General features: G+C 62.3%; 17 protein-coding genes. 13 read left to right on the plus strand and 4 right to left on the minus strand.

What is annotated here, in order from left to right; all coding sequences use genetic code 11:
- Positions 1–222: 222 nt before the first annotated feature.
- Both JN302_RS07085 and dapD read left to right on the plus strand, forming a co-directional pair.
- Entirely contained in the window at positions 223–1599 is a 1377-nt protein-coding gene (locus tag JN302_RS07085; RefSeq protein WP_202306134.1) for an aspartate aminotransferase family protein, read from the plus strand.
- A gap of 101 nt (positions 1600–1700) precedes the next feature.
- Complete coding sequence (gene dapD, locus JN302_RS07090) at positions 1701–2708, plus strand: 2,3,4,5-tetrahydropyridine-2,6-dicarboxylate N-succinyltransferase (protein WP_202306133.1); 1008 nt, start codon at positions 1701–1703, stop codon at positions 2706–2708.
- Between the two features lie 39 nt (positions 2709–2747).
- Here dapD and JN302_RS07095 read toward each other — a convergent pair whose 3' ends face one another.
- From JN302_RS07095 to JN302_RS07110, 4 genes are all read right to left on the minus strand, one after another.
- Entirely contained in the window at positions 2748–3236 is a 489-nt protein-coding gene (locus tag JN302_RS07095) for an Lrp/AsnC family transcriptional regulator (RefSeq protein ID WP_202306132.1), read from the minus strand.
- A gap of 8 nt (positions 3237–3244) precedes the next feature.
- Positions 3245–4318: a tartrate dehydrogenase gene (locus JN302_RS07100; RefSeq protein WP_202306131.1), complete on the minus strand. Its 1074-nt coding sequence runs from the start codon at positions 4316–4318 to the stop codon at positions 3245–3247.
- The gene (locus tag JN302_RS07105) at positions 4300–5277 is read right to left on the minus strand and encodes a DMT family transporter (RefSeq protein WP_210382589.1); all 978 of its coding nucleotides are present in this window, start codon (positions 5275–5277) and stop codon (positions 4300–4302) included. The genes JN302_RS07100 and JN302_RS07105 overlap by 19 nt, the downstream gene beginning before the upstream one ends.
- 64 nt (positions 5278–5341) lie before the next feature.
- On the minus strand, positions 5342–6667 hold the full coding sequence (locus tag JN302_RS07110) for an NAD(P)/FAD-dependent oxidoreductase (protein WP_202315026.1): 1326 nt from the start codon (positions 6665–6667) through the stop codon (positions 5342–5344).
- 275 nt (positions 6668–6942) lie between these two features.
- On the opposite strand from JN302_RS07110, the gene JN302_RS07115 reads away from it, so the two are divergent.
- The 11 genes from JN302_RS07115 (at position 6943) to JN302_RS07165 (ending at position 21075) form a co-directional block, all read left to right on the plus strand.
- Complete coding sequence (locus JN302_RS07115; RefSeq protein ID WP_446720714.1) at positions 6943–7977, plus strand: ABC transporter substrate-binding protein; 1035 nt, start codon at positions 6943–6945, stop codon at positions 7975–7977.
- A 41-nt stretch (positions 7978–8018) separates the two neighbouring features.
- On the plus strand, positions 8019–9014 hold the full coding sequence (locus JN302_RS07120; protein ID WP_446720741.1) for a FecCD family ABC transporter permease: 996 nt from the start codon (positions 8019–8021) through the stop codon (positions 9012–9014).
- Positions 9011–9775: an ABC transporter ATP-binding protein gene (locus JN302_RS07125; RefSeq protein WP_202306128.1), complete on the plus strand. Its 765-nt coding sequence runs from the start codon at positions 9011–9013 to the stop codon at positions 9773–9775. Before JN302_RS07120 ends, JN302_RS07125 begins: the two co-directional genes overlap by 4 nt.
- 942 nt (positions 9776–10717) lie before the next feature.
- Positions 10718–12382 (plus strand): ABC transporter ATP-binding protein, encoded by a 1665-nt coding sequence (locus tag JN302_RS07130; protein ID WP_202332445.1) that lies wholly within the window; start codon positions 10718–10720, stop codon positions 12380–12382.
- A gap of 38 nt (positions 12383–12420) precedes the next feature.
- Positions 12421–14088 (plus strand): peptide ABC transporter substrate-binding protein, encoded by a 1668-nt coding sequence (locus JN302_RS07135; protein WP_202306124.1) that lies wholly within the window; start codon positions 12421–12423, stop codon positions 14086–14088.
- A gap of 76 nt (positions 14089–14164) precedes the next feature.
- Complete coding sequence (locus tag JN302_RS07140) at positions 14165–15115, plus strand: ABC transporter permease (RefSeq protein ID WP_202306122.1); 951 nt, start codon at positions 14165–14167, stop codon at positions 15113–15115.
- Between the two features lie 28 nt (positions 15116–15143).
- Entirely contained in the window at positions 15144–16022 is an 879-nt protein-coding gene (locus JN302_RS07145) for an ABC transporter permease (RefSeq protein WP_202306119.1), read from the plus strand.
- Between the two features lie 58 nt (positions 16023–16080).
- Positions 16081–17391 (plus strand): NAD(P)/FAD-dependent oxidoreductase, encoded by a 1311-nt coding sequence (locus JN302_RS07150; RefSeq protein ID WP_202315022.1) that lies wholly within the window; start codon positions 16081–16083, stop codon positions 17389–17391.
- A gap of 79 nt (positions 17392–17470) precedes the next feature.
- Entirely contained in the window at positions 17471–18895 is a 1425-nt protein-coding gene (thrC, locus tag JN302_RS07155; protein WP_202332446.1) for a threonine synthase, read from the plus strand.
- Positions 18896–18925: 30 nt separating this feature from the next.
- Complete coding sequence (locus JN302_RS07160; protein WP_202306116.1) at positions 18926–19897, plus strand: homoserine kinase; 972 nt, start codon at positions 18926–18928, stop codon at positions 19895–19897.
- Positions 19888–21075 carry a glycine C-acetyltransferase gene (locus JN302_RS07165; protein WP_202332447.1) on the plus strand — a complete coding sequence of 396 codons (1188 nt, stop codon included), beginning with the start codon at positions 19888–19890 and terminating at the stop codon, positions 21073–21075. Before JN302_RS07160 ends, JN302_RS07165 begins: the two co-directional genes overlap by 10 nt.
- Positions 21076–21083: the final 8 nt, after the last annotated feature.

Here is a 21083-nt window from a genome sequence, read left to right on the forward strand (position 1 = left end):
TGCGGCGCAATCGGTGAAGGATAGCGAAAACGGACGGAGCAAGGCCCCCAGTCGGGAGGAACTGCTGTCCTTGATGGCCTAACGTAGGCACCTGAGCACACGGGGCGGAAATTACAGCATGGCCGAAGCGGCACGTCGCGGATGGCCGGAAAGACAAGGGCGCTGCGCCTCGCCGGACCTACGCGCTCGTCAGTCAGGCACTCGGTTGATTTGGAGGAAGAAATGCTTGCGAATTCGCTGATCGAACTCGATCGCGCGCACCTGGTTCACCCGGTGGCGTCCTATCGCAGCCATGAGGCAATGGGCGTGCGAGTGCTGAAGTCGGCCACGGGCGTGACGCTGACCGACGCGACGGGGCACAGCCTGCTCGACGGGTTTGCTGGCCTGTGGTGCGTAAACGCCGGCTACGGACAGGAGAGCATCGTCGAGGCGGCATTAAAGCAGTTGCGCGAGCTGCCCTACGCGACTGGCTATTTCGGGCTGGGATCAGAGCCGGCCATTCGCCTCGCCGCGAGGCTTGCCGAGCTGGCGCCGGGCGATCTCAATCATATCTACTTCACGCTCGGCGGCTCCGATGCGGTCGACAGCACCATCCGGTTCATCCGCTACTACCATCATGCCATGGGAACGCCGTGGAAAGACCAGTTCATTTCGGTCGAATACGGCTACCATGGATCGTCGACGGCAGGATCCGGCCTGACCGCGCTTCCAGTCTTTCACGCCGGCTTCGGCGTCCCTTACGACTGGCAGCACAAGATTCCGTCCCACTATCCATATCGCAATCCAGTCGGTCCCGATCCGCAGGCGATCATCGATGCGTCGGTCGCCGCCCTGCGGGCCAGGATCTCTGAAATCGGCGTCGACCGCGTCGCCGCATTCTATGTGGAGCCGATCCAGGGATCGGGCGGTGTGCTCGTTCCGCCGGCGGGCTGGTTGAAGGCCATGCGCGCCGTCTGCAAGGAGAACGACGTCCTTTTCGTTGTCGACGAGGTCATCACCGGCTTCGGGCGGACTGGTCCGCTCTTCGCGTGTGAAGAGGACGACGTCGTCCCCGACCTCATGACCACGGCGAAGGGCCTGACCTCGGGCTATGCGCCGATGGGCGCCGTTTTCATGTCCGATCACGTTTACAACACGATCGCGGATGGTGCCGGCAGGGCGCTGGTCGGCCATGGTTACACCTATTCCGCCCATCCCGTGAGCGCAGCGGTCGCACTCGAATGCCTGCGCCTCTACGAGGAGGGCCTGCTGGAGAACGGGCGAAAGGCCGGAAAGCGCCTTATGGAAGGCCTGCGCTCGCTTGCCAATCACCCGCTGGTCGGCGACGTACGTGGTCGCGGCATGCTGGCAGCGGTCGAACTGGTGACCGACAAGGAGCGCAAGACGCCCTTGCCTCCGGAAGCCGATCCCGCGCGCCGCAACTTTGACCGCGCATGGCAGAACGGCCTCGTGATCCGCGCTTTCGGCAATGGCGTCCTGGGCTACGCCCCGCCGCTCTGCTGCACTGACGAAGAGATTGACGGAATTATCGAACGCACCCGTTTGACGCTCGATCAGACGCTTGAAGACAAGGACGTGCGGGCGGCGATGAAAGGGTGAAATGCTGCATGTGCCGCTAGAGTAGATCTTGTGGCTTCGGTAATACGTCGGCGGCAGGTGAAATGCATCGACCGCACTGCTAAACTCGAATGTAGCCCGCGATGGGGCGTAGATATCCAGGTGACGCGAGAGTGGCCAGTTTAGAAGTGACGAGCGCCGACGGGTACGGTCTGGCTACAGTTGCGGATAATGGCATGGTCCTCGACACCTGGTTCCCGAAACCCCGACTTGGCAAGCCATCTGGTCCATCGACGTCACTCGTTTTGACGGCTGAACAGGCCAACGTCGCGTTCGGCTCGAGTGCGGCGGGTTGTTTTCTTTCCGATCCGCGCCGTGCGGTCTCTGTGATCCCGGTCAAGACTGTCATTGAGGATTTGGCTCAACCTCCACGTGATCCCCATGATGTCTATCTGCGCCTTCATCTGCTAAGTCATCGTCTGATCCGGCCCCATGGAGCCAATCTGGAGGGGATATTTGGCTTGCTGGCAAATGTTGCATGGACATCCTTTGGACCATGCCTGCCTGAGCAAATTGAAGAACTGCGCTGGGCAACTCGCTCATCCTCCGCCACTTTGGAGGTGCGTAGTATCGACAAATTGCCACGCATGACTGACTACGTCGTGCCGGAGGGCGTCCGGATCGCCGATGCGAGCCGTGTTCGACTAGGTGCCTATCTGGGGCGAGGAACAACTGTACTTCATGAGGGTTTCTGCAACTTCAATGCTGGAACTCTCGGTTCTTCAATGGTGGAGGGACGGATCAGCGCGGGCGTTGTAGTCGGCGATGGCACGGATATCGGCGGCGGGGCGTCGATCATGGGCACACTTTCCGGTGGCGGCAAGCAGGTCGTGTCTATTGGGAAGCGCTGCTTGCTCGGAGCCAATTCCGGCACAGGTATCGCGCTTGGTGACGACTGCGTGGTTGAGGCCGGTTGCTACGTGACGGCAGGCACTCTCGTTCGGCAGGTTTCGGGGGAAGTCGTAAAAGCCGTCGCGCTATCCGGTAAGCCAAACATTCTCTTCCGGCGCCATTCCCAGAGCGGCGCAGTAGAGGCGATTCCACGCAACAGGTCCTGGGGAAGTCTAAACCCCGCGCTACATGCCAGCTAGCTCAGCCGAGGCCTACCGAAGCTATCGCATCAAGAGCGATCAGCCGCTTCCTCTTTGGTCGAATATGGCGTCGAGCGGAAGGTGAGACTTCACGATGGGCGACTTCAGAACGACAAAGCTGAAGTACTTGTCGATCCCGATATCCATTTCGAGCAAGCGTTCCATGATTGTCTGATACTCGGTTATTCCCGCCGTGATGAACTTGACGAGATAATCGTAGCCGCCGGAGACCAGATGGCATTCGATGACGGAATCGATCTTCTCGACCGTCGTGAGAAACCGCGCGAAGTCGTTCTGGCGATGGTTCCTGAGCGTGATCTCGGTGAAAACTGTCAGGGTTTGCCCAAGCTTCGAGACATCGATCTGGGCGGAGTAGCCAGTGATGAAGCCTTCGGCCTGAAGCTTCTTGACCCGCATCAGACAAGGGCTTGGTGATAGATGCACCAGGTCGGCGAGTTCTACGTTGGATATGCGACCGTTCTTCTGCAATTCCGCCAGGATCTTAATATCGATATTGTCGAGCTTCATCGGAGACCTCAAACGTTCGAGCCGTGGATCGCCCGGCACACAGCATCGGTCACCTCCTGCGTGGTGGCATCGCCGCCCACGTCCGGCGTCAGCACTCCTTCGGCCGTCACGGCTTCCACGGCCCGCATCAATCGGGCGGCTGCTTCATCCTCGCCCAGGTGCTCTAGCATCTGGGCGGCGGTCCAGAATGTGGCGATAGGATTGGCAATCGCAGTGCCGGCAATATCGAATGCAGAGCCATGGATGGGCTCGAACATCGAGGGATAACGCCGCTCGGGATCAATATTGGCTGTCGGCGCCACGCCGAGGCTGCCCGCAAGGGCGCCGGCAAGGTCGGACAGAATATCCGCGTGGAGATTGGTAGCGACGATAGTATCGAGGCTCTGCGGCTTAAGTGCCATGCGCACTGTCATAGCATCAACCAACATCTTGTCCCACGCGACATCGGGGAACTCCCGCGCCACCTCGGCGGCGATTTCGTCCCACATTACCATGCCGTGTCGTTGGGCGTTCGATTTGGTGACGACGGTCAAGAGCTTTCGCGGCCGCAACTGGGCGAGCCGGAACGCGTAGCGCATGATGCGCGTGACACCGGCGCGGGTGAAGATTGCGACCTCGGTCCCGACCTCCTCAGGTAGGCCCCGGTGAGCTCGCCCGCCGTGGCCGGAGTATTCCCCCTCGGAATTCTCGCGTACGATCACCCAATCCAGATCGCCGGGGCCGACGCCGGCGAGCGGCGAGGAAATCCCAGGCAGGATCCTGGTCGGCCGCACATTCGCGTATTGGTCGAAGCCCTGGCAGATCGGCAGCCTCAAACCCCAGAGCGTGATGTCGTCGGGCACATCCGGAGCGCCGACGGCGCCGAAGAAAATCGCATCAAAACTTTTCAGTTGCGCCACCCCGTCTTCGGGCATCATGCGGCCGCGGGTCTTGTAGTAGTCCGAGCCCCAGTCGAAGTGCTCGACGCGAAGCTTGAAGTCGCCGCAGCGTTGCTCGAGTGCCTCGAGTACCTGGAGGCCGGCAGCTATGACTTCCGTGCCGATCCCATCGGCTGGGATGGCGGCTATGTTGTATTCGCGCATAAAGACGACTCCGTGGTCTCTGAAGTAGGCACGCTACGTGAGGGCGATCCGCGACGGAGAAGAATCACCATCGCTGTCACGAGGAAGGCGGCGCCGATTATCGCGGCAAAACTCAGCGTTTCGCCAAAGATCGCAACGGCGAGCGTAGTCGCTGCCAGAGGCTCGACAAGGGCAAGAACACTAGCGGACGTCGCCGGCGTGCTGCGTATTCCTCGAAAATAGAACAGGTAGGCGAGGGCAGTCGGCACGAACCCGATATAGAGGAGGATAGCCCATCCCGATGCCGACCAAGCGAAGGCATCGGCGCCGGAAGCGAATGCAAATGGCGCAACGATGATGGCGCCGCTTCCGAACCCCACGACAATGATTTTGCCCGGATCGTGTTTCGCCAGACTCCGGCTGACCAGGACGAATGCGGCATAGGCCAAGGCCGCGATGGCCGCGTAGAGCATGCCGGTCATGTTGCCTTCGTCGGAAGGCAAACCGACAAGCAGACCTGCTCCGATCAAACCGAGGCTTAGTGCCACTCCAAGGCGACGGGTGACAGTCTCGCCGAGAAGAGATACTGCCCCCAGGCCGACCAGTAGCGGACCCGAGCAAATCGTGATCAGGGCTGCCAGAGCAGCACCGATTTCAGGTACTGCGGCGAAGAAGAACACTTGGTAGACCGCTATCGAGCCTCCAAGAGCAAGGACGAGGAGAAGATCACGGCCGGGAAAATGGAAAGTCGCTACACCGAGCCTCAACCAGCACCAGACCACCAGAGGAGGAACGGCCAAGGCGAGGCGGAGGAACCCGACAACGAGTGGCGGAACATCGTCGATGCCGTAGAGCATCTTGGACGCGATGCCAGCCGTCCCCCAAAGCATCGCTGCCAACGCAACAAGACTTGGCCCGACCTTGCGGCCGGCTTGGGAAGCTCCTCTATTTGCAATCTCGTCACCCGATAATGACGACAACATTATTCTCCCGCGTTGGCGCCAATCACCATCAGTTGCGCGCCGTGGCACCAACTCACTCTTGTCAAAATTCGGCGACCTTGCCCCATGCAGCGGTCTTCAGGCGCTCTGGCCGGTACGGACGCGGATCGACGATCGGTTCGCAGCCTGTGATGATGTCGGCAATCAAGTGCCCGGCGCCTGGACCGATCCCGAAGCCATGACCGCTGAAGCCGGCGGCCAATATGAAGCCTGGAACGCCTTCGACCTCACCGATGACCGGGATGCCGTCGGGCGTGCTGTCGATGTAGCCGGCCCATGCATCGGCGATGGTAACGCGTCGAAACTCGGGGATCAGCTCGCAGGCGCGCCGATAGGTGAGATTGATCTGACGCAAGTCCGGCCGCGGATCGAGTATCCGGGTCCGTTCCATGGGTGTCACCTGTTCAGGCCCCCACTGGGCAAGCGTTTCATGACCCTGCCGCCAGCCCTCAAGGCCGCCGGGTTTCAAACTGCGCCAGCGGCGGGCAAACATGGGCACGAATTCTTGTGAAAACCGCAACTGTTGCGGTGTCGGGTCGACGCGCGCCCGCCCGCTGATCGCCAGCGTGTATCCGCCGTTGCCGCGGCGCGTAAACGCGATCCCGGAGGTATAGAGGGCGGCGGGCAAACACTCCACTCCGGGTGCGGTTGCCAGTATCGAAGAGCGCACGGAAGCTTGCGGGAAGCGAATGCCGAGCTGGTGGCAGAAGGAGGAAGCCCATGCGCCGCCGGCCATGACGACGGCCTTGGTGCGGATTGTCCCCGCTTCAGTCACCACACCGCTGACCCGGCCTGCACTAAGCTCAATGGTCCGCGCGGCGCATTGCTGGTGCACGCTGCCGCCGGCGGCCATGATTCCGCGTGCGGCGACGGGCACTGCCCGCGAAGTGTCGGCGGTTCCGTCGGTAGGCGAGAGCACTCCGCCTTTCCACGGGCGCCCGGTCGCCTTGCCCCGTTCGGTCGCTTCCTCCGCAGTTAACATGTGCGTGGTGACGCCGACCGTCTTCGCGAAGTCGCGCCACTTCGCCCAGCCGGCCAGCTCGCTCTCATCCTGCGAGAGATAAAAGAGTCCGCAGCGGCGAAAACCCGTGTCCTCACCTGTCTCCTGCGCCACCTTCTCCCAGAGATCGAGGCTCTTCGTCGCCATGGATAGTTCGCGCGCGTCGCGGTTTTGCTGGCGGCACCAACCCCAATTGCGGCTGGACTGCTCGGCGGCCACGCGTCCCTTCTCCAGCAGGGCTACGCTGACGCCGCGGCGCGCGAGATAATACGCCGTAAACACGCCCACCACGCCGCCGCCGATGACGACGACGTCTGCCTCGCGAGGCAGGGATGGGCTGGACTCGATGTGCATGAGCGGCGCGGGCATGGACTGAGCTCCGGTATTTTGAACCATCCTAGTCTGCTACCCCCAGAAGCAGGCTGCGGAGTTTGTGCTTGGACAGAATATCCTGCCGTTGGACGCCTATAGGACGGGCAATTGTTGCGCGAAAAGCCCGGCCATTACCCCCAGCCAGGCGGCGGCTGCGGGACCGCCCACACGCCTCTCGATGAGAGAAAGTTGTTGACTGAGACTCTCTTGAAGTCCCTCCGGTGCTCGGCTAGGGAAACCTGACTTTCTTACTCTACAAATGGAAGCCTCCCATGTTGACCAGAACCGCCTTCGCCGCGACCGGCGTTGCCGCCGTCCTCTCTTGCTCGGCCGCACTGGCTGAGGCGACGACCTACCCCCTGACGATCGAGAACTGCGGCCAGCACGTCACTTTCACCAAGGCGCCCGAACGCGCAGTTGCGCTTGGCCACAACAGCGCCGAGATCCTGTTCATGTTGGGGCTGGAGGACAAGATGGTCGGGACCGCCTTCTGGCCGAACCGGGTTCTTCCGGGATTCGAGCCGGCCTACGACAAGGTCGAGGTCCTGACGGTCGAGTTTCCCACGCTGGAAGCGATTCTGGCGAAGAAGCCCGACTTCATCCCGGCAATGCTGGTGACGCTGTTGGGCCCGGACAGCAAGATCGCCAAGCGCGAGGATTTCGAAAAGCTGGGGATCCCGACCTATCTGTCGCCGACCGCGTGCTCCGTTGTGACCGATACCGAAAATGCCAATAACAGCAAGTCGACCAGCGTCTATGGCCTGCGCAAGCAGTTGTGGAACCTGGACCTGCTCTACCAGGAGATCGAGGATCTCGCGAAGATCTACGACGTGCAGGATCGTGGGCAGGCGCGGATCGCGGATTTCAAGAAGCGCGAGGCCAAACTGCGCGCGGAGTTCGCCAAGAACGAGGACCTGACCTTCCTGTTCTGGTTCTCTTCGCCATCGCCGTCTGACGACGCCTATCTGACCGGTGGCAATGGCCCCTCGGCCTACATTGCCGATCTCCTTGGCGGCTCGAACGCCTTGAAAACCGAGGCGGAGTGGCCGGCGCTGGGATGGGAAGGCATCATGGCCACCAATCCCACGGTGATCGTCGCCGCGCAGGTGGATCGCAAGCGTTGGGGTCTGGACGAGTCGGCAAACAAGATCGCTTTCCTCACCACCGATCCAGCCGTCAGCCAGATGGAAGCGGTCAAGGCAGGCCGGATCGCCATGATCACCGGGGCCGCGATGAACCCCTCGGTCCACACGCTTTATGGCGCTGAGCTGTTGGCCGAACAGATCAAGGCGTTTGATCTGAAGTGACTATCGCGGACGAAAATAAGGCCGGGGCAGGCTGGCTCGCCCTGGTCCTCGGCCTTGCCCTGATCGTACTCGCCTTCGCTGTCGCCCTCGCGGCGGCCATCGGCGATTATCGGATCGGTCTTGGGACGGTGTTCCTGGCCGTGACCAACGGGTTGGGGCTGACGGCTGCGGATATTCCACCCATCGAGCAGAGCGTCGTCTGGGACCTGCGGCTGAGCCGCGCCCTTGTCGCGGCGCTGGCTGGGGCGGGACTGGCCATCAGCGGCGCGATCCTCCAGGCTCTGTTGCGCAATGCGCTGGCCGAGCCTTTTGTTCTGGGCATCTCCGCCGGGGCCTCGACCGGGGCAGTGGCGGTGATCGTGCTGGGCATCGGGGCGGGCAGCCTGTCGCTGTCGATGGGCGCCTTTGCGGGAGCCTTCGGGGCCTTTGCCCTCGTGGCGATCCTGTCGAACGGGGCGACGAGCGGACCCAACCACACGATCCTGGCCGGTGTCGCCGCCTCGCAGCTGTTCAACGCGATCACCTCCTACATCGTCACCACATCGGGCAACGCCCAGCAGGCACGGGACGTGATGTTCTGGCTGCTGGGCAGCTTCGGTGGCGTGCGCTGGCCGGACTTCCAGCTTCTGATCGTGGTTGTGTTCGTCGGACTTGCGATCTGCCTCCTGATGGCGCGGTCGCTCGATGCCTTCACCTTTGGCGACGAGGATGCCGCCGCCCTCGGCGTGCCCGTCGCGCGGGTCCGGCTGATCCTGTTCGGCGTCACCGCGATGGTAACCGCCACCATCGTCAGCATGGTGGGCACGATCGGCTTTGTCGGCCTCGTGGTGCCCCATGCCACCCGCTACATCGTCGGACCGATGCACCTGCGGCTACTGCCTGCCTGCGCGGCGGTGGGGGCAGTGTTCATGGTGCTGGCCGATATAGCCTCGCGCGTGGTGGCCGAACAGCAGACGATCCCCATCGGCGTGGTGACCGCGCTTGTGGGCGTGCCCTTCTTCGCCATAATCCTGTATCGCGCAAGGCCGCAGCCATGACCGTGATCGCGCAGAATCTCGTCTGGGGCGTGCGGCGCAAGACCATCGTGGCCAATGTGTCGCTGGCCTTGGCCGAAGGCGAGACGCTGGGCCTGATCGGTCCGAACGGCTCGGGAAAGTCCTCGCTTCTACGGCTACTCGCCGGGCTGAAGGCGCCGCAATCGGGCCGGGTAGAAATCCTCGGGCGGGACATCGCCCATGTGCCGCGCCGCGCCCTCGCCAGGCAGGTCGCCTTCGTCCAGCAGAACGCCGCAACCGATACGAACCTTTCCGTTCGCGAGGTCGTGCGGCTGGGCCGAACACCGCATCGCAGCGCGCTGTCGGGGTGGTCCGCGGCGGATGAGGCAGCAGTGTCCGCCGCATTGGCCCGCGTCGACATGGTCGACCGGCGCGCGCAGGCCTGGCAGACCCTGTCAGGCGGCGAACGTCAGCGCGTCCATATCGCGCGCGCCCTCGCACAATCGCCCAGCGTCATGTTTCTCGACGAGCCGACAAACCACCTCGACATTCACCACCAGATCGAAATCCTGCGCATGGTTCGGAATATCGGCCTGACCAGCATTGTCGCGCTCCACGACCTTAACCTTGCCGCCATGTTTTGCGACCGGATTGTCGTGTTGCATACCGGAGCCGTTGTCGCCAGCGGACTACCCCAGGCGGTGCTGACCGAAACCCTTCTGCGCGACATCTTCCGGGTAGAAGCAGAAATCTGCACCTATACGCAATCTGGCCGGCCGCATATCCGCTTCAAAGCCGGTTGACGGGTGGCGGCGCTTTTCGCGGGGCAACAAGACGGTCCCCCCTTTTTGGCCACGTCGCCCGTAGCCTTGAAGGGAGCCTGTCGGACTGTTTCATGCTGCAACCGCTAAACCTGCATCGCGGTCACCGCACAATCAGTACCAGATAGGTAGCACTGCAACCGCATTGCCGTGCGTGAAGACACCGACCACGCCTCCGCCGATGACGACGCCTCTGCCTCCCGAGACAGGGTTGGTACCCCCAGCTGCGAGCTGCGAAGTTTGTGCCTGGACAGAACATCCTGCCGTTAGCCATCTATAGGACGGGCATTTGTTGCGCGAAAAAGCTCCCACTCACCCGCCCAAGCAGGAGTACACTTCGTGCTGTCGCGTCATCTGCATGACTTTTTCGGAGCGTGGCTCGTAGCTGTCGGCCTCTGTCCGATTATCCCTGGCCGACATTGCGATGGGGCGCGCTGATACCAACCGCTCGATGGCGTTGCCATGCAGGCAGCGCGTGCTAACCGGATGAATGACATGGCGGTCTGATCCCGGGCTTCCGCGCTGGAAACAGGTGCAGAGTGAAATGCCGATCTGGCAGTTTTTTTTAGAAGTTCCTGCCGCGCAAGGGCCATTTTTCAGCGACTCTGCGGAACCAGAACAGTCAGACTGGCTGAAAGAACGGAGCAACCCTTCCTGACGGCGGGGTAAGCTCCAGAGGACTTCCGATAGGCGGGCTTTGTCCCTCGGAGAGTTCTCCAAGAAATGGGAACAGTGTCCGCTCTGCGGGCTGAAACTCGGCAAGGGAGCCGCCAGGATGAATAGGATTCATCTTTCGCAGCCGCACGGCAGCAAGCGCCGAAATGGTCGGACGATGGCCACTTGGGTGACGTGCTTCCGCTCAAACGGCGATGATGCGGTCCGAGCCAGGGTGGACCCACTCCGTTGAAAAGGGAGGTGATCGCGATGGTCGCAAGCATCCAGGCTGTAGCCCCCCACGATGTGGCGCTTTCGGTGCGCGACCTGACCGTTACCTTGCCGCAAGGCATGGAACGGACCCATGCGGTCGAGAACATCTCTTTCGATCTGATGCGCGGCCAGATCCTGTGCATCATCGGCGAATCCGGATCGGGAAAGTCTGTCACCGCCAATGCGATCATGGGGCTATTGCCTCGGGTGATCCGCGTCTCCTCGGGCGCCATCCAACTGGATGGGATGAACATCATCGGCATGTCGTCGGACAAACTGCGCAGCCTGCGCGGCCGCGTCGTGTCGATGATCTTTCAGGACCCGCTCTCGGCGCTCAATCCGCTGATGACCGTGGGAGCACAGATCGACGAGGTCATGGCGGCGCATGGCGTCGGCACGCCGAAGTCCCGCCGCAGTCGCGCTCTCGAACTGCTGACCGAAGTGGGGCTGCCTGACCCGGAACTCATGTACCACCAGTATCCGTTCCGACTTTCTGGAGGGCAACGGCAGCGGGTTATGATCGCCATGGCGCTGGCGCTCGAACCCACCATCCTGATCGCGGATGAGCCGACGACAGCGCTCGACGTGACCACCCAGGCACAAATTCTGGAACTGATCCGCGACATTCAGCGCCGCAAGGGAATGAGCGTCATGTTCATCACCCATGACTTCGGGGTGGTGGCGGAAATCGCCGACAGCGTCGTGGTGATGGAGAAGGGCCACATCGTCGAGCAGGGCATCGCCCAACAGGTCCTCAAGTCGCCCAGCCATCCCTATACGAAGCGGCTTATCGCCGCTGTGCCGCACCTGACCGGTGAGGATCGCGTGCCTCTGCAGGTGGCCGACAGGGAGCCCATCCTGAAGGTCGCGGGGCTGGCGAAGACCTACCGCAGCGGCAGCGCGCTGTTCGGCTCACAGCGGATCGTGCCTGCCGTGAAAGAGGTTTCTTTCGATCTGTTGCCGGGGCGCACGCTGGGCGTCGTTGGCGAGAGCGGTTCCGGCAAATCGTCGCTGGGCCGGCTTCTGATCAAGCTGCTGGACAGCGACGGCGGCGGAATAGTGTTTCAGGGGCAGGATATCGCAAAGCTCTCGGAAGCCGAGTTCCGCCAACTGCGCCCGCGGATTCAGATGATTTTCCAGGACCCCTTCGCCTCGCTCAATCCGCGTTCGACTATCGGCCACGTCCTGACTGTAGGCCCGGTCGCGCACGGCACGCCCTATGCACGAGCACGTGAAGAGGCGAAGCAACTGCTCGCGCATGTTGGGCTCGATGCCGGCGCCTTCGACCGCTATCCGCACGAATTTTCCGGCGGGCAGCGCCAGCGCATAGGCATCGCCCGGGCGCTGATGTTTAAGCCGAAGTTGCTGATCGCCGACGAGGCCGTGTCGGCGCTCGACGTGTCGATCCAGGCGCAGATCCTGAAGCTGCTGGACCAGATCCAGCGGGAGACCGGCGTATCGATGATCTTCATCACCCACGATCTGCGCGTCGCCAGCCAGATCTGCGACGAAATCGCGGTGATGCAGAAAGGGCGGATCGTTGAACGCGGACCACCCTCGCAGATCTTCCTCGACCCGCAATCAGCCTACACGCGTGAGCTGGTGGCGGCGATTCCTGGAGAGCAGCTTGGAGCTACCCGCCCGGTTGCAGCAAACGGATAAGAGCCACGGCGGATACCGCCAGAACAAGGGGAATTCCAATGACCGAGCGTTCAAACACCAAAGCAAACTACTCGCGGCGCGATGCTTTGCGCTTGCTGGCGATAGGTGGGGCCGCGGGCCTTGTCGCACCAAATCTGCTGGGCAAGCCCGCCTTCGCCCAGAACCCTCCGGCGAGCCCAACCGGCCGCGTCGTCGTCGGTCTCTCGCAGGAACCGACCGTCTTCAATCCACTGATGGTGCATATCGAGGTCGATGACGGCGTGAACTTCTCGATGTTCGACGCGCTGTTCCGCATCGATCCGAAAGGCGTCATCCAGCCCAACCTTGCAGTCGAAGTGCCGACCCAAAAGAACGGCGGCATTTCGGAAGACGGCCTGACATGGCGCGTGCGCCTGCGCGACGACGTCCGCTGGCATGACGGCAAGCCCTTCACGGCCGACGACGTGAAATTCACGCTCGAACTCATCACCAAGCCGGATTTCAAGGCCTGGCGCACCGCGGGACACTCGCTCGTCCGTGACGTTACCGTCGTCTCGCCGACCGAGATCACCTGGCGGATGGAGGAGGCCTTCGCGCCCTATCTGTCGTTCCTGACGGAGACGTTCATTGTCCCGAAGCATCTCCTGGAGAAGGAGGCCGATCCCAACACCGCCGCCTTCAATCAGGCTCCGGTCGGCACCGGTGCGTTCAAATGGGGCCAGCGCATCGCCGGCGACCGCCTCGAACTGGTCGCCAATCCTGACTATTTCGGCGATGGCCCCTACATCGAGCAGCTTATCTTCAAGTACATTCCCGACATGACGGTGCTGTACACGCAGTTCCGCAGCGGCGACATCGACATCGTCGGGCAGGCCTACATCACTCCAGACAATTATGAGGAAGCCCGCAACCTTCCCGACCGCGTCGTTACGCTCGTCCCCAAGGCATCGGTGGAGTCCATCTACCTCAATCAGGACCGGCCGCAGTTTAAGGACCCCGCGGTCCGCGAGGCCCTGTATGCGGCGATCGACCGCAGGGCGATCATCGACGCCCTGAACTACGGGGTGCCGCGCGAAACCGAGACATTCATGCCGACGCAGTCCTATTTCTTCAATGCGGACCTGCCCAAGCATGAGTTCAACCTCGATCGCGCCCGCAAGCTCCTTGACGATGCCGGCTGGGTGCCCGGCGCCGACGGCATCCGCGCCAAGGATGGAGTGCGGCTTTCCTTCAAGAATTCCACCACCTCCGGCGCCCATCTGCGTGAGCAGGCGCAGCAATTCATTCAGCAGACCTATGCCGAGATCGGCGTCGAGATGCTGATCGAGAACCTGCCTCCCGCGGTGATGTGGGGAGATTTCTGGGTGCAGTCCCAGTTCGACACCGCGATGGTCGGCATCACCTATCTGATCGGCTCCGACCCCGACGTTACCAATCGGTTCCACAGCAAGGCGATCGTCGCCAAGGGTGGCAACGGCTCGAACAACGCGCAGTACTCCAACCCCGAGGTCGATGCGCTTCTTGAAGAAGGCAGCCGCACCTTCGATCCGGAGAAGCGGCGCGAAATCTACCTGAAGGTGCAGGAGATCGTCCGCCGCGATCTGCCATTCCTTCCGTTGTTCGCGAACACAACGGTCTACGGAATCAAGAAGGGCATCGAAGGTTTCGTTGCCAACGCAAACACCCGCACCGAATCCTGGCACGCCGCAGGCTGGTACTGGGCCTGACCGAATGTCGGCCGCCCGGGGCTGATTGCTCCGGGCGGCGGCAACGTTTTGCCGCCTGTTCCGGAAGGAGGAAACCATGGCCGCGTTCCTGCTCAACCGCTTCATGCAGAGCATCGTGCTGCTGGTGATCGTTTCGATCATCGGGTTTCTCGTGCTCAACCTCATTCCCGGCGGGCCGATGTCGCAATACGCCCTCGATCCGGGAATGACGCAGGAAGACTTGGACCGGCTTGCCGAACAGCTCGGCCTGAATCGACCCTTTTGGGTTCAGTATCTGGAGTGGGCCTGGCGGCTGCTGCAGGGGGACTGGGGAACTTCGTTCCGTGACGGCAATCCGGTAACGACAGTCATCGGCAGGCACATCTGGGCGACCTTCCTGCTGATGGGATCCTCCACCGCCATAGCGATCGCCGTCGGAACCTGGATCGGCATACGCGGCGCGACTCGCCGCTACTCGGCCTTCGACTACCTGGCGACCGTTGGCGCGATGGTTGCCCTTTCGATCCCGACCTTCTGGTTCGGTCTGATCGGCATCTACGTCTTCTCCCTGGAGCTTGGCTGGCTCCCGGCGGGCAACATGTACACGATCGGCGACGGCTCCGTTCTGAACTACCTGCACCACCTCATCATGCCGTCGATCGTTCTGGCGCTTGTGCACATCGCAATCTGGAGTCGTTTCATGCGTTCCTCCACCCTTGACGCGATGAGCCAGGAATTCGTGAAGACCGCCCGCGCCAAGGGCGTGAGCGAACGGCGGGTCATCCTGAAGCACGTCGTCGGCAACGCGCTCTTGCCCATGATCACTTTGGCCGGCGTCCAGCTTCCTTCGATCTTGACGGGGGCGCTGGTCACGGAAACCGTCTTTACGTGGCCGGGGATGGGAAGGCTGTTCCTCGATAGCCTCGGCTACAGCGACTATCCGGTCGTAATGGGCCTGCTGATGTTCTCGGCCATTCTCACCATCGCCGGCAATCTCATCGCGGATATCGTGGTCGCATTGGTCGATCCGCGCATCCGTCTGGCTTAGCCCGCCGCCAACAGTAGGAGGCCATGACATGACCGCCATCGCCGCAGTAACGGAGCACAGCCATTGGTGGGACAGTCGCGTCATGCGCCGCTTCCTCGGCCATCGACTGGCGCTGCTCGGGCTGGTGATGATCAGCCTGCTGACACTTGCCTGCGTCGTCGGGCCTCACCTGCTGCCGTACGACTCGCTGTATATCGATCTGCGTGCGCGCTTCGCTCCGCCCTTCACCGGCGATCACTATCTGGGCACCGATCCTTTGGGTCGCGACATCGCGGCAAGATTGTTCATGGCCGGCAGGACGTCGCTCCTCGTGGGTGTCTCCGCGATGGTGCTCTCGATACTCGTCGGGACGATCGTGGGCGTGATCGCGGGCTATCGAGGCGGGTGGGTCGGCGCATCGCTGATGCGCACGGTCGACGGCTTCCTGTCGTTCCCTTCAATCTTCCTGCTGTTGGCCCTGGCGGCCGCTCTGAAACCCAGCGCGTCGATGATCACCGTCGTCATCGCGCTGACAAGCTGGATGGAGGTCGCCCGCATCGTCGACGCCGAGGTGCGTTCGCTGCGCGAGCGCGAGTTCGTGCTGGCTGGACGGATGCTGGGATTGAGCAGGACCTACATCATGTTCCGCGAGATACTCCCCAACGCCATGGGCCCTATCATCGTCGCCGCCACGCTTACCGTCGCCCGCGCTATTCTCATGGAGTCCTACATCAGCTTTCTCGGCTATGGCATCCAGCCGCCTCTGCCGAGTTGGGGCAACATGCTCAACGGCGCGCAGCAGTATCTGGCGAGCGCCCCGTGGCTGGCGATCATTCCCGGAGCGGCCATCACCATCGCGGTGACCAGCTTCAACTTCATCGGCGACGGCCTGCGCGACGCGCTCGACGTGAGGGACGATCGTGTCTGATCTCGTCAGCGCGCGCGGCACACCGTCGATCGTCAACACGCAGCAGAAAGCTGTTCAGGTGCAACAGCCAAAAGTCGCTGCCAAGAACACGCCCTACTGGTGGGAGGCCGCGCCCGTCAGGCCGCTGCCGCCGCAGCCTTTGGCCAAGACTCTGGATGTGGCGATCGTCGGCGCGGGCTATGCCGGCCTCTCCGCCGGAATGACGCTGGCGCGCGAGGGACGTTCGGTTGCGGCCTTCGATGCGATGATGCCGGGCGAAGGGGCCTCGTCGCGCAACGGCGGCGTGACCAGCGGCACGATCCGGCCGGACTACGCCACGATCGCCAGGCGCTTCGGCGAGGACAAGGCGATCGCCATCGAGCAGGAGGGCAAGCGCGCGCGAGAGTTCCTCTACGACTTCATCAAGACCGAGGGGCTCGACTGCGACTTCCGGCTGGTCGGCAACTTCAAGGGCGCGCTCGGATACAACCATTACGACGCCATGGCCCACGGCGCCGAGAGGCTGGCCAGGGTGCTGGGGATCGAGTCCTACGCCGTTCCTCATGCCGAGCAGCAAAGCTATATCGGGACCGACTTCTACCGCGGCGGCACGGTGCGCATGGACATTGGCGGGCTGCATCCGGCCAAGTTCCATGCCGAACTCTTGCGCGTGGCGCTGGCCTCGGGTCTGACCGTGCACGCGAACACGCCGGTCACCGCGATTACGCGCGACGGCAACGGGTTCAGCGTCAAGACTTCGGCCGGCACGGTGCAGGCGCGGCAGGTTCTGGTTTGCTCCAACGGCTATACCGATGACGCAGCACCCTTCCTGCGCCGCCGCTTGGTGCCGGTTCGCGCGCGCATCATCGCGACGGAGGAACTGTCGCCTGACCTGATGGCCCGGCTGATGCCGAAGCTGATGATGATGGGTGAGAACCGCCAACTGGGTTTCTACTACCGGCCTTCGCCGGACGGAAAGCGCATCCTCTTGGGTGGACGCGACAGTTCGCGCGCGGGCGATCCAGCGGAACCAACGATCCGCCTGCGCAACGGCCTGGTCGAGATCTTCCCGGAACTGGAAGACGTTCGCCTGTCGCACAGCTGGTTTGGAAACGTGGCGATGAACCGCGACATGATCCCCCGCATCTTCGAGAAGGACGGCCTGCTCTATGCGTCCGGCTTTTGCGGTTCCGGCGTCGTCTGGGCGCCTTGGGTCGGCATGCACGCGGCGCACAAGCTCATGGGCCATGTCGACAAGGCACGTTCGGCTTTTGACTTCCGTGCGCCAGCGGCGGTGCCGTTCTTCAACGGCAACGCCTGGTTCATGCCCGCGATCATCAAGGGTTATGCACTGCAGGACAAGATCGCCTGGTTGCGCGCCCGGCGCTGAGAAGACGAAAGGTCGGTCAGCCCGACGCAAGCTGTCGTGACGATAGCCACATAGCTGCGTCCACAAGGAAGAGTTTCCGATGCACTACATATCCACACGGGGCCATCCCGAGCGCAAGGCGTTTTGCGAGATCCTGCTCGAAGGTCTCGCGCCGGACGGCGGGTTGTATGTGCCCGAGGCCTACCCGCAGGTGGACGGCATCATGCTGAGCCGTTGGAGTGGCCTGTCCTACCCGGACCTTGCCTTCGAAATCCTGTCGCTCTACGTCGACGATATTCCGCCCGTGGACCTGAAGACGATATGTGAAAAGACCTACACGGCGCAGATCTTTGGATCCCGCGAGATAGCACCCGTGCGGCCACTTGAGACGGGAGTCTACGTTCTGGAGCTGTCGAACGGCCCCACGCTGGCGTTCAAGGACATGGCGATGCAGTTGCTCGGCAATCTGCTCGAGTACGAGCTGGCGCGTCGGGGCGAGGAACTCAACATTCTTGGCGCCACCAGCGGCGACACGGGGAGCGCGGCCGCATACGCGATGCGCGGCAAGAACGGTGTGCGGGTCTTCATGATGTCGCCGCATGGTCGGATGAGCGCTTTTCAGCAGGCTCAGATGTTCAGCCTTCAGGACGACAACATCCACAACCTCGCCATCGAAGGTGTGTTCGACGATTGTCAGGACATCGTGAAAGCTGTGTCCGGCGATGCTGACTTCAAGCGGCGTCACCGGATCGGAGCCGTCAATTCGATCAATTGGGCCCGGCTGATGGCTCAGGTGGTGTATTACTTCCACTGCTACTTTCAAGTCGCCAGGAACGGCGGCACCCGTGTCGCCTTCACCGTTCCGTCGGGCAATTTCGGCAATGTCTGCGCCGGCCATGTCGCGCGGATGATGGGACTTCCGATATCCAGTCTCGTCGTGGCGACGAACGAGAACGATGTTCTGGATGAGTTCTTCCGCACCGGTGTCTATCGCGTGCGCGGGCGTGCCGACACGTTCGAGACCTCGAGCCCGTCCATGGACATTTCCAAGGCGTCGAATCTCGAGCGGTTCGTATTCGACCTGATCGGCCGCGACGCGAGGCGGACGAAATCGCTGTTCGGTGATCAGCTGCGCCAATGCGGGTCCTTCGATCTCAGCGGGGATCCCGCATTCTCCCAGGGCGCGGATCGTTTTGGCTTTTGCAGCGGCAGGAGCATCCATGCCGACCGACTGGCCACGATCCGTGACACTTGGGAGCGTTCCGGCACGCTCATCGATCCGCACACGGCCGATGGCCTGAAGGTGGCACGCGAGCACGCCGATTCGCAAACGCCGATGATCGTGCTCGAGACCGCGCTGCCGGTGAAATTTGCCGAAACCATCCGGGAAGCTCTGGGTCGCGAGCCGAACCGTCCGCGGCGGTTCAACGGCCTGGAAGACCTGCCGAAACGGTTCAAAGTCCTTCCCGTCGATGCGCAAGCCGTCAAGAGCTACATCTCCGAGACCCTGCAGGGCGCAGGCTAGAGAAAACGCCGCGTCGGGAGCTGTTTGTCCATGGCCGTGTACACAGAACTCTCGGACGACGAGGTCGCGGCGTTCTTTCGGGCGCTGGGACTGGGCAGGCCGCGTTCCGTTCGCGGCATCACGAGCGGGATCGAAAACACCAACTATTTCGTCGACACCGACACCGGCGCCTATGTGCTCACGCTGTTCGAGCGGCTCATGAGCGGGCAATTGCCGTACTATCTCCATCTCATGAAGCATCTCGCGGCGCGGGGTATGCCGGTTCCGAACCCGGTCGCCAACGGCGGTGGCGAAATCCTTCACGCGCTGAAGGGCCGGCCTGCCGTCGTCGTCGACCGGCTTGAGGGCGAGAGCGTGACAGCTCCGGGCGACGCGCATTGCCACGCGATCGGCGAATTCCTGGCGCAGATGCACGTGGCCGGGCGCGACTACCCGCGGCATCAGGACAATCCGCGAGGTCTCTCCTGGTGGGACGAAGTGGCGCCGGTGGTCTGCCGCTTCATGTCCGATGCGCAGCGCTCGCTGTTCGCGAGTGAGCTGGCTTTCCAGAAGGAGTTGGCGGCCTCGGCATCCTACGCGTACCTTCCCAGAGGGCCAGTTCACGCCGATCTTTTTCGCGACAACGCATTGTTTGTCGGCGAGCGCCTGACGGGCGTTTTCGATTTCTATTTCGCGGGCTGCGACGCGCTTCTGTTCGATATCGCTGTGTGCCTGAACGACTGGTGCGTCGATGGTTGCACCAGTCGCCAGCACGAATCGCGAGCCGCCGCATTGCTAGCCGGCTATGAATCGGTGCGCGTTCTTGCTCCGGCCGAACACAGATTGCTTCCGGCAATGCAGCGGGCCGGAGCATTTCGCTTCTGGCTTTCGCGTCTCTGGGATCTGCACCTGCCTCGCGAGGCCGCGCTGCTCAATGCACACGATCCCAGCCACTTCGAGCGCATCCTTCGCGGGCTTTGTGGAGAGAACACAACACGGGAGTTAGAGGCATCATGGCGATGACCTTGGAAGGCCACATTCGAGAACTTCTTTCACAGATGGAGGCGGACGGCCTCTACAAGTCCGAGCGCGTCATCACCTCTCCTCAGTCCGCCGAGATCGAGGTCGGCGGCAGGAAACTGCTCAATTTCTGCGCCAACAACTATCTCGGGCTTGCAGATAGCGTGGACTTGCAGGCGGCTGCGAAGGCCGCGCTCGACCGTTATGGTTATGGCATGGCCTCGGTGCGCTTCATCTGCGGCACCCAAGAGGAGCACAAACAGCTCGAGACGAAGATATCCAGCTTCCTTGGCATGGAGGACACGATCCTCTACGGCTCGTGCTTCGATGCCAATGGAGGCCTGTTCGAGACGCTGCTTGGCGAGGAAGACGCGATCATCTCCGACGCACTCAACCATGCCTCGATCATCGACGGCGTGCGGCTGTCGAAGGCCAAGCGCCTTCGCTACGCCAACAACGACATGGGTGCCTTGGAGGAAGAACTGAAGAAAGCCGAGGGAAGCCGCTTCAAACTCATCGCCACGGACGGCGTCTTCTCGATGGACGGCATCATCGCGAACCTCAAGGGTGTGTGCGACCTCGCCGAAAAATACGAGGCGATGGTGATGGTGGACGACAGCCACGCGGTCGGTTTTGTCGGAAAACATGGCCGCGGTTCGGCCGAGCATTGCGGCGTCGAGGGCAGGGTAGACATCATCACTGGAACGTTGGGCAAGGCTTTGGGTGGCGCTTCAGGCGGCTATACAAGCGCCAGCAAGCCGGTGGTGGAGTGGCTGCGCCAGCGTTCGCGGCCCTATCTCTTTTCCAACACGCTGATGCCGGCGATCGCTGCGGCGTCGCTCGAGGTCTTCGACATTATCGAGAGGGGTGACGCGCTGCGGAAGCGGCTCTACCAGAATGCAGAGCGGTTTCGCTCGGGCATGACCAAGCTTGGCTTCACGTTGGCGGGCGCCGATCACCCGATCATCCCGGTGATGATCGGAGATGCGGCGCTGGCGTCGCGCATGGCGGAAATGATGCTTGAGCGCGGCATCTATGTGATCGGCTTCTCTTTCCCCGTGGTGCCGAAGGGTCAGGCGCGCATCCGTACCCAGATGTCCGCCGCCCACTCCACCGCCGACATCGACCGCGCGGTGACGGTGTTCGGCGAGGTGGGCAAGGAACTCGGCATCATTTCCTGAGGAACGAC

This window comes from Mesorhizobium sp. L-8-3 (assembly GCF_016756615.1).
Lineage (GTDB): Bacteria > Pseudomonadota > Alphaproteobacteria > Rhizobiales > Rhizobiaceae.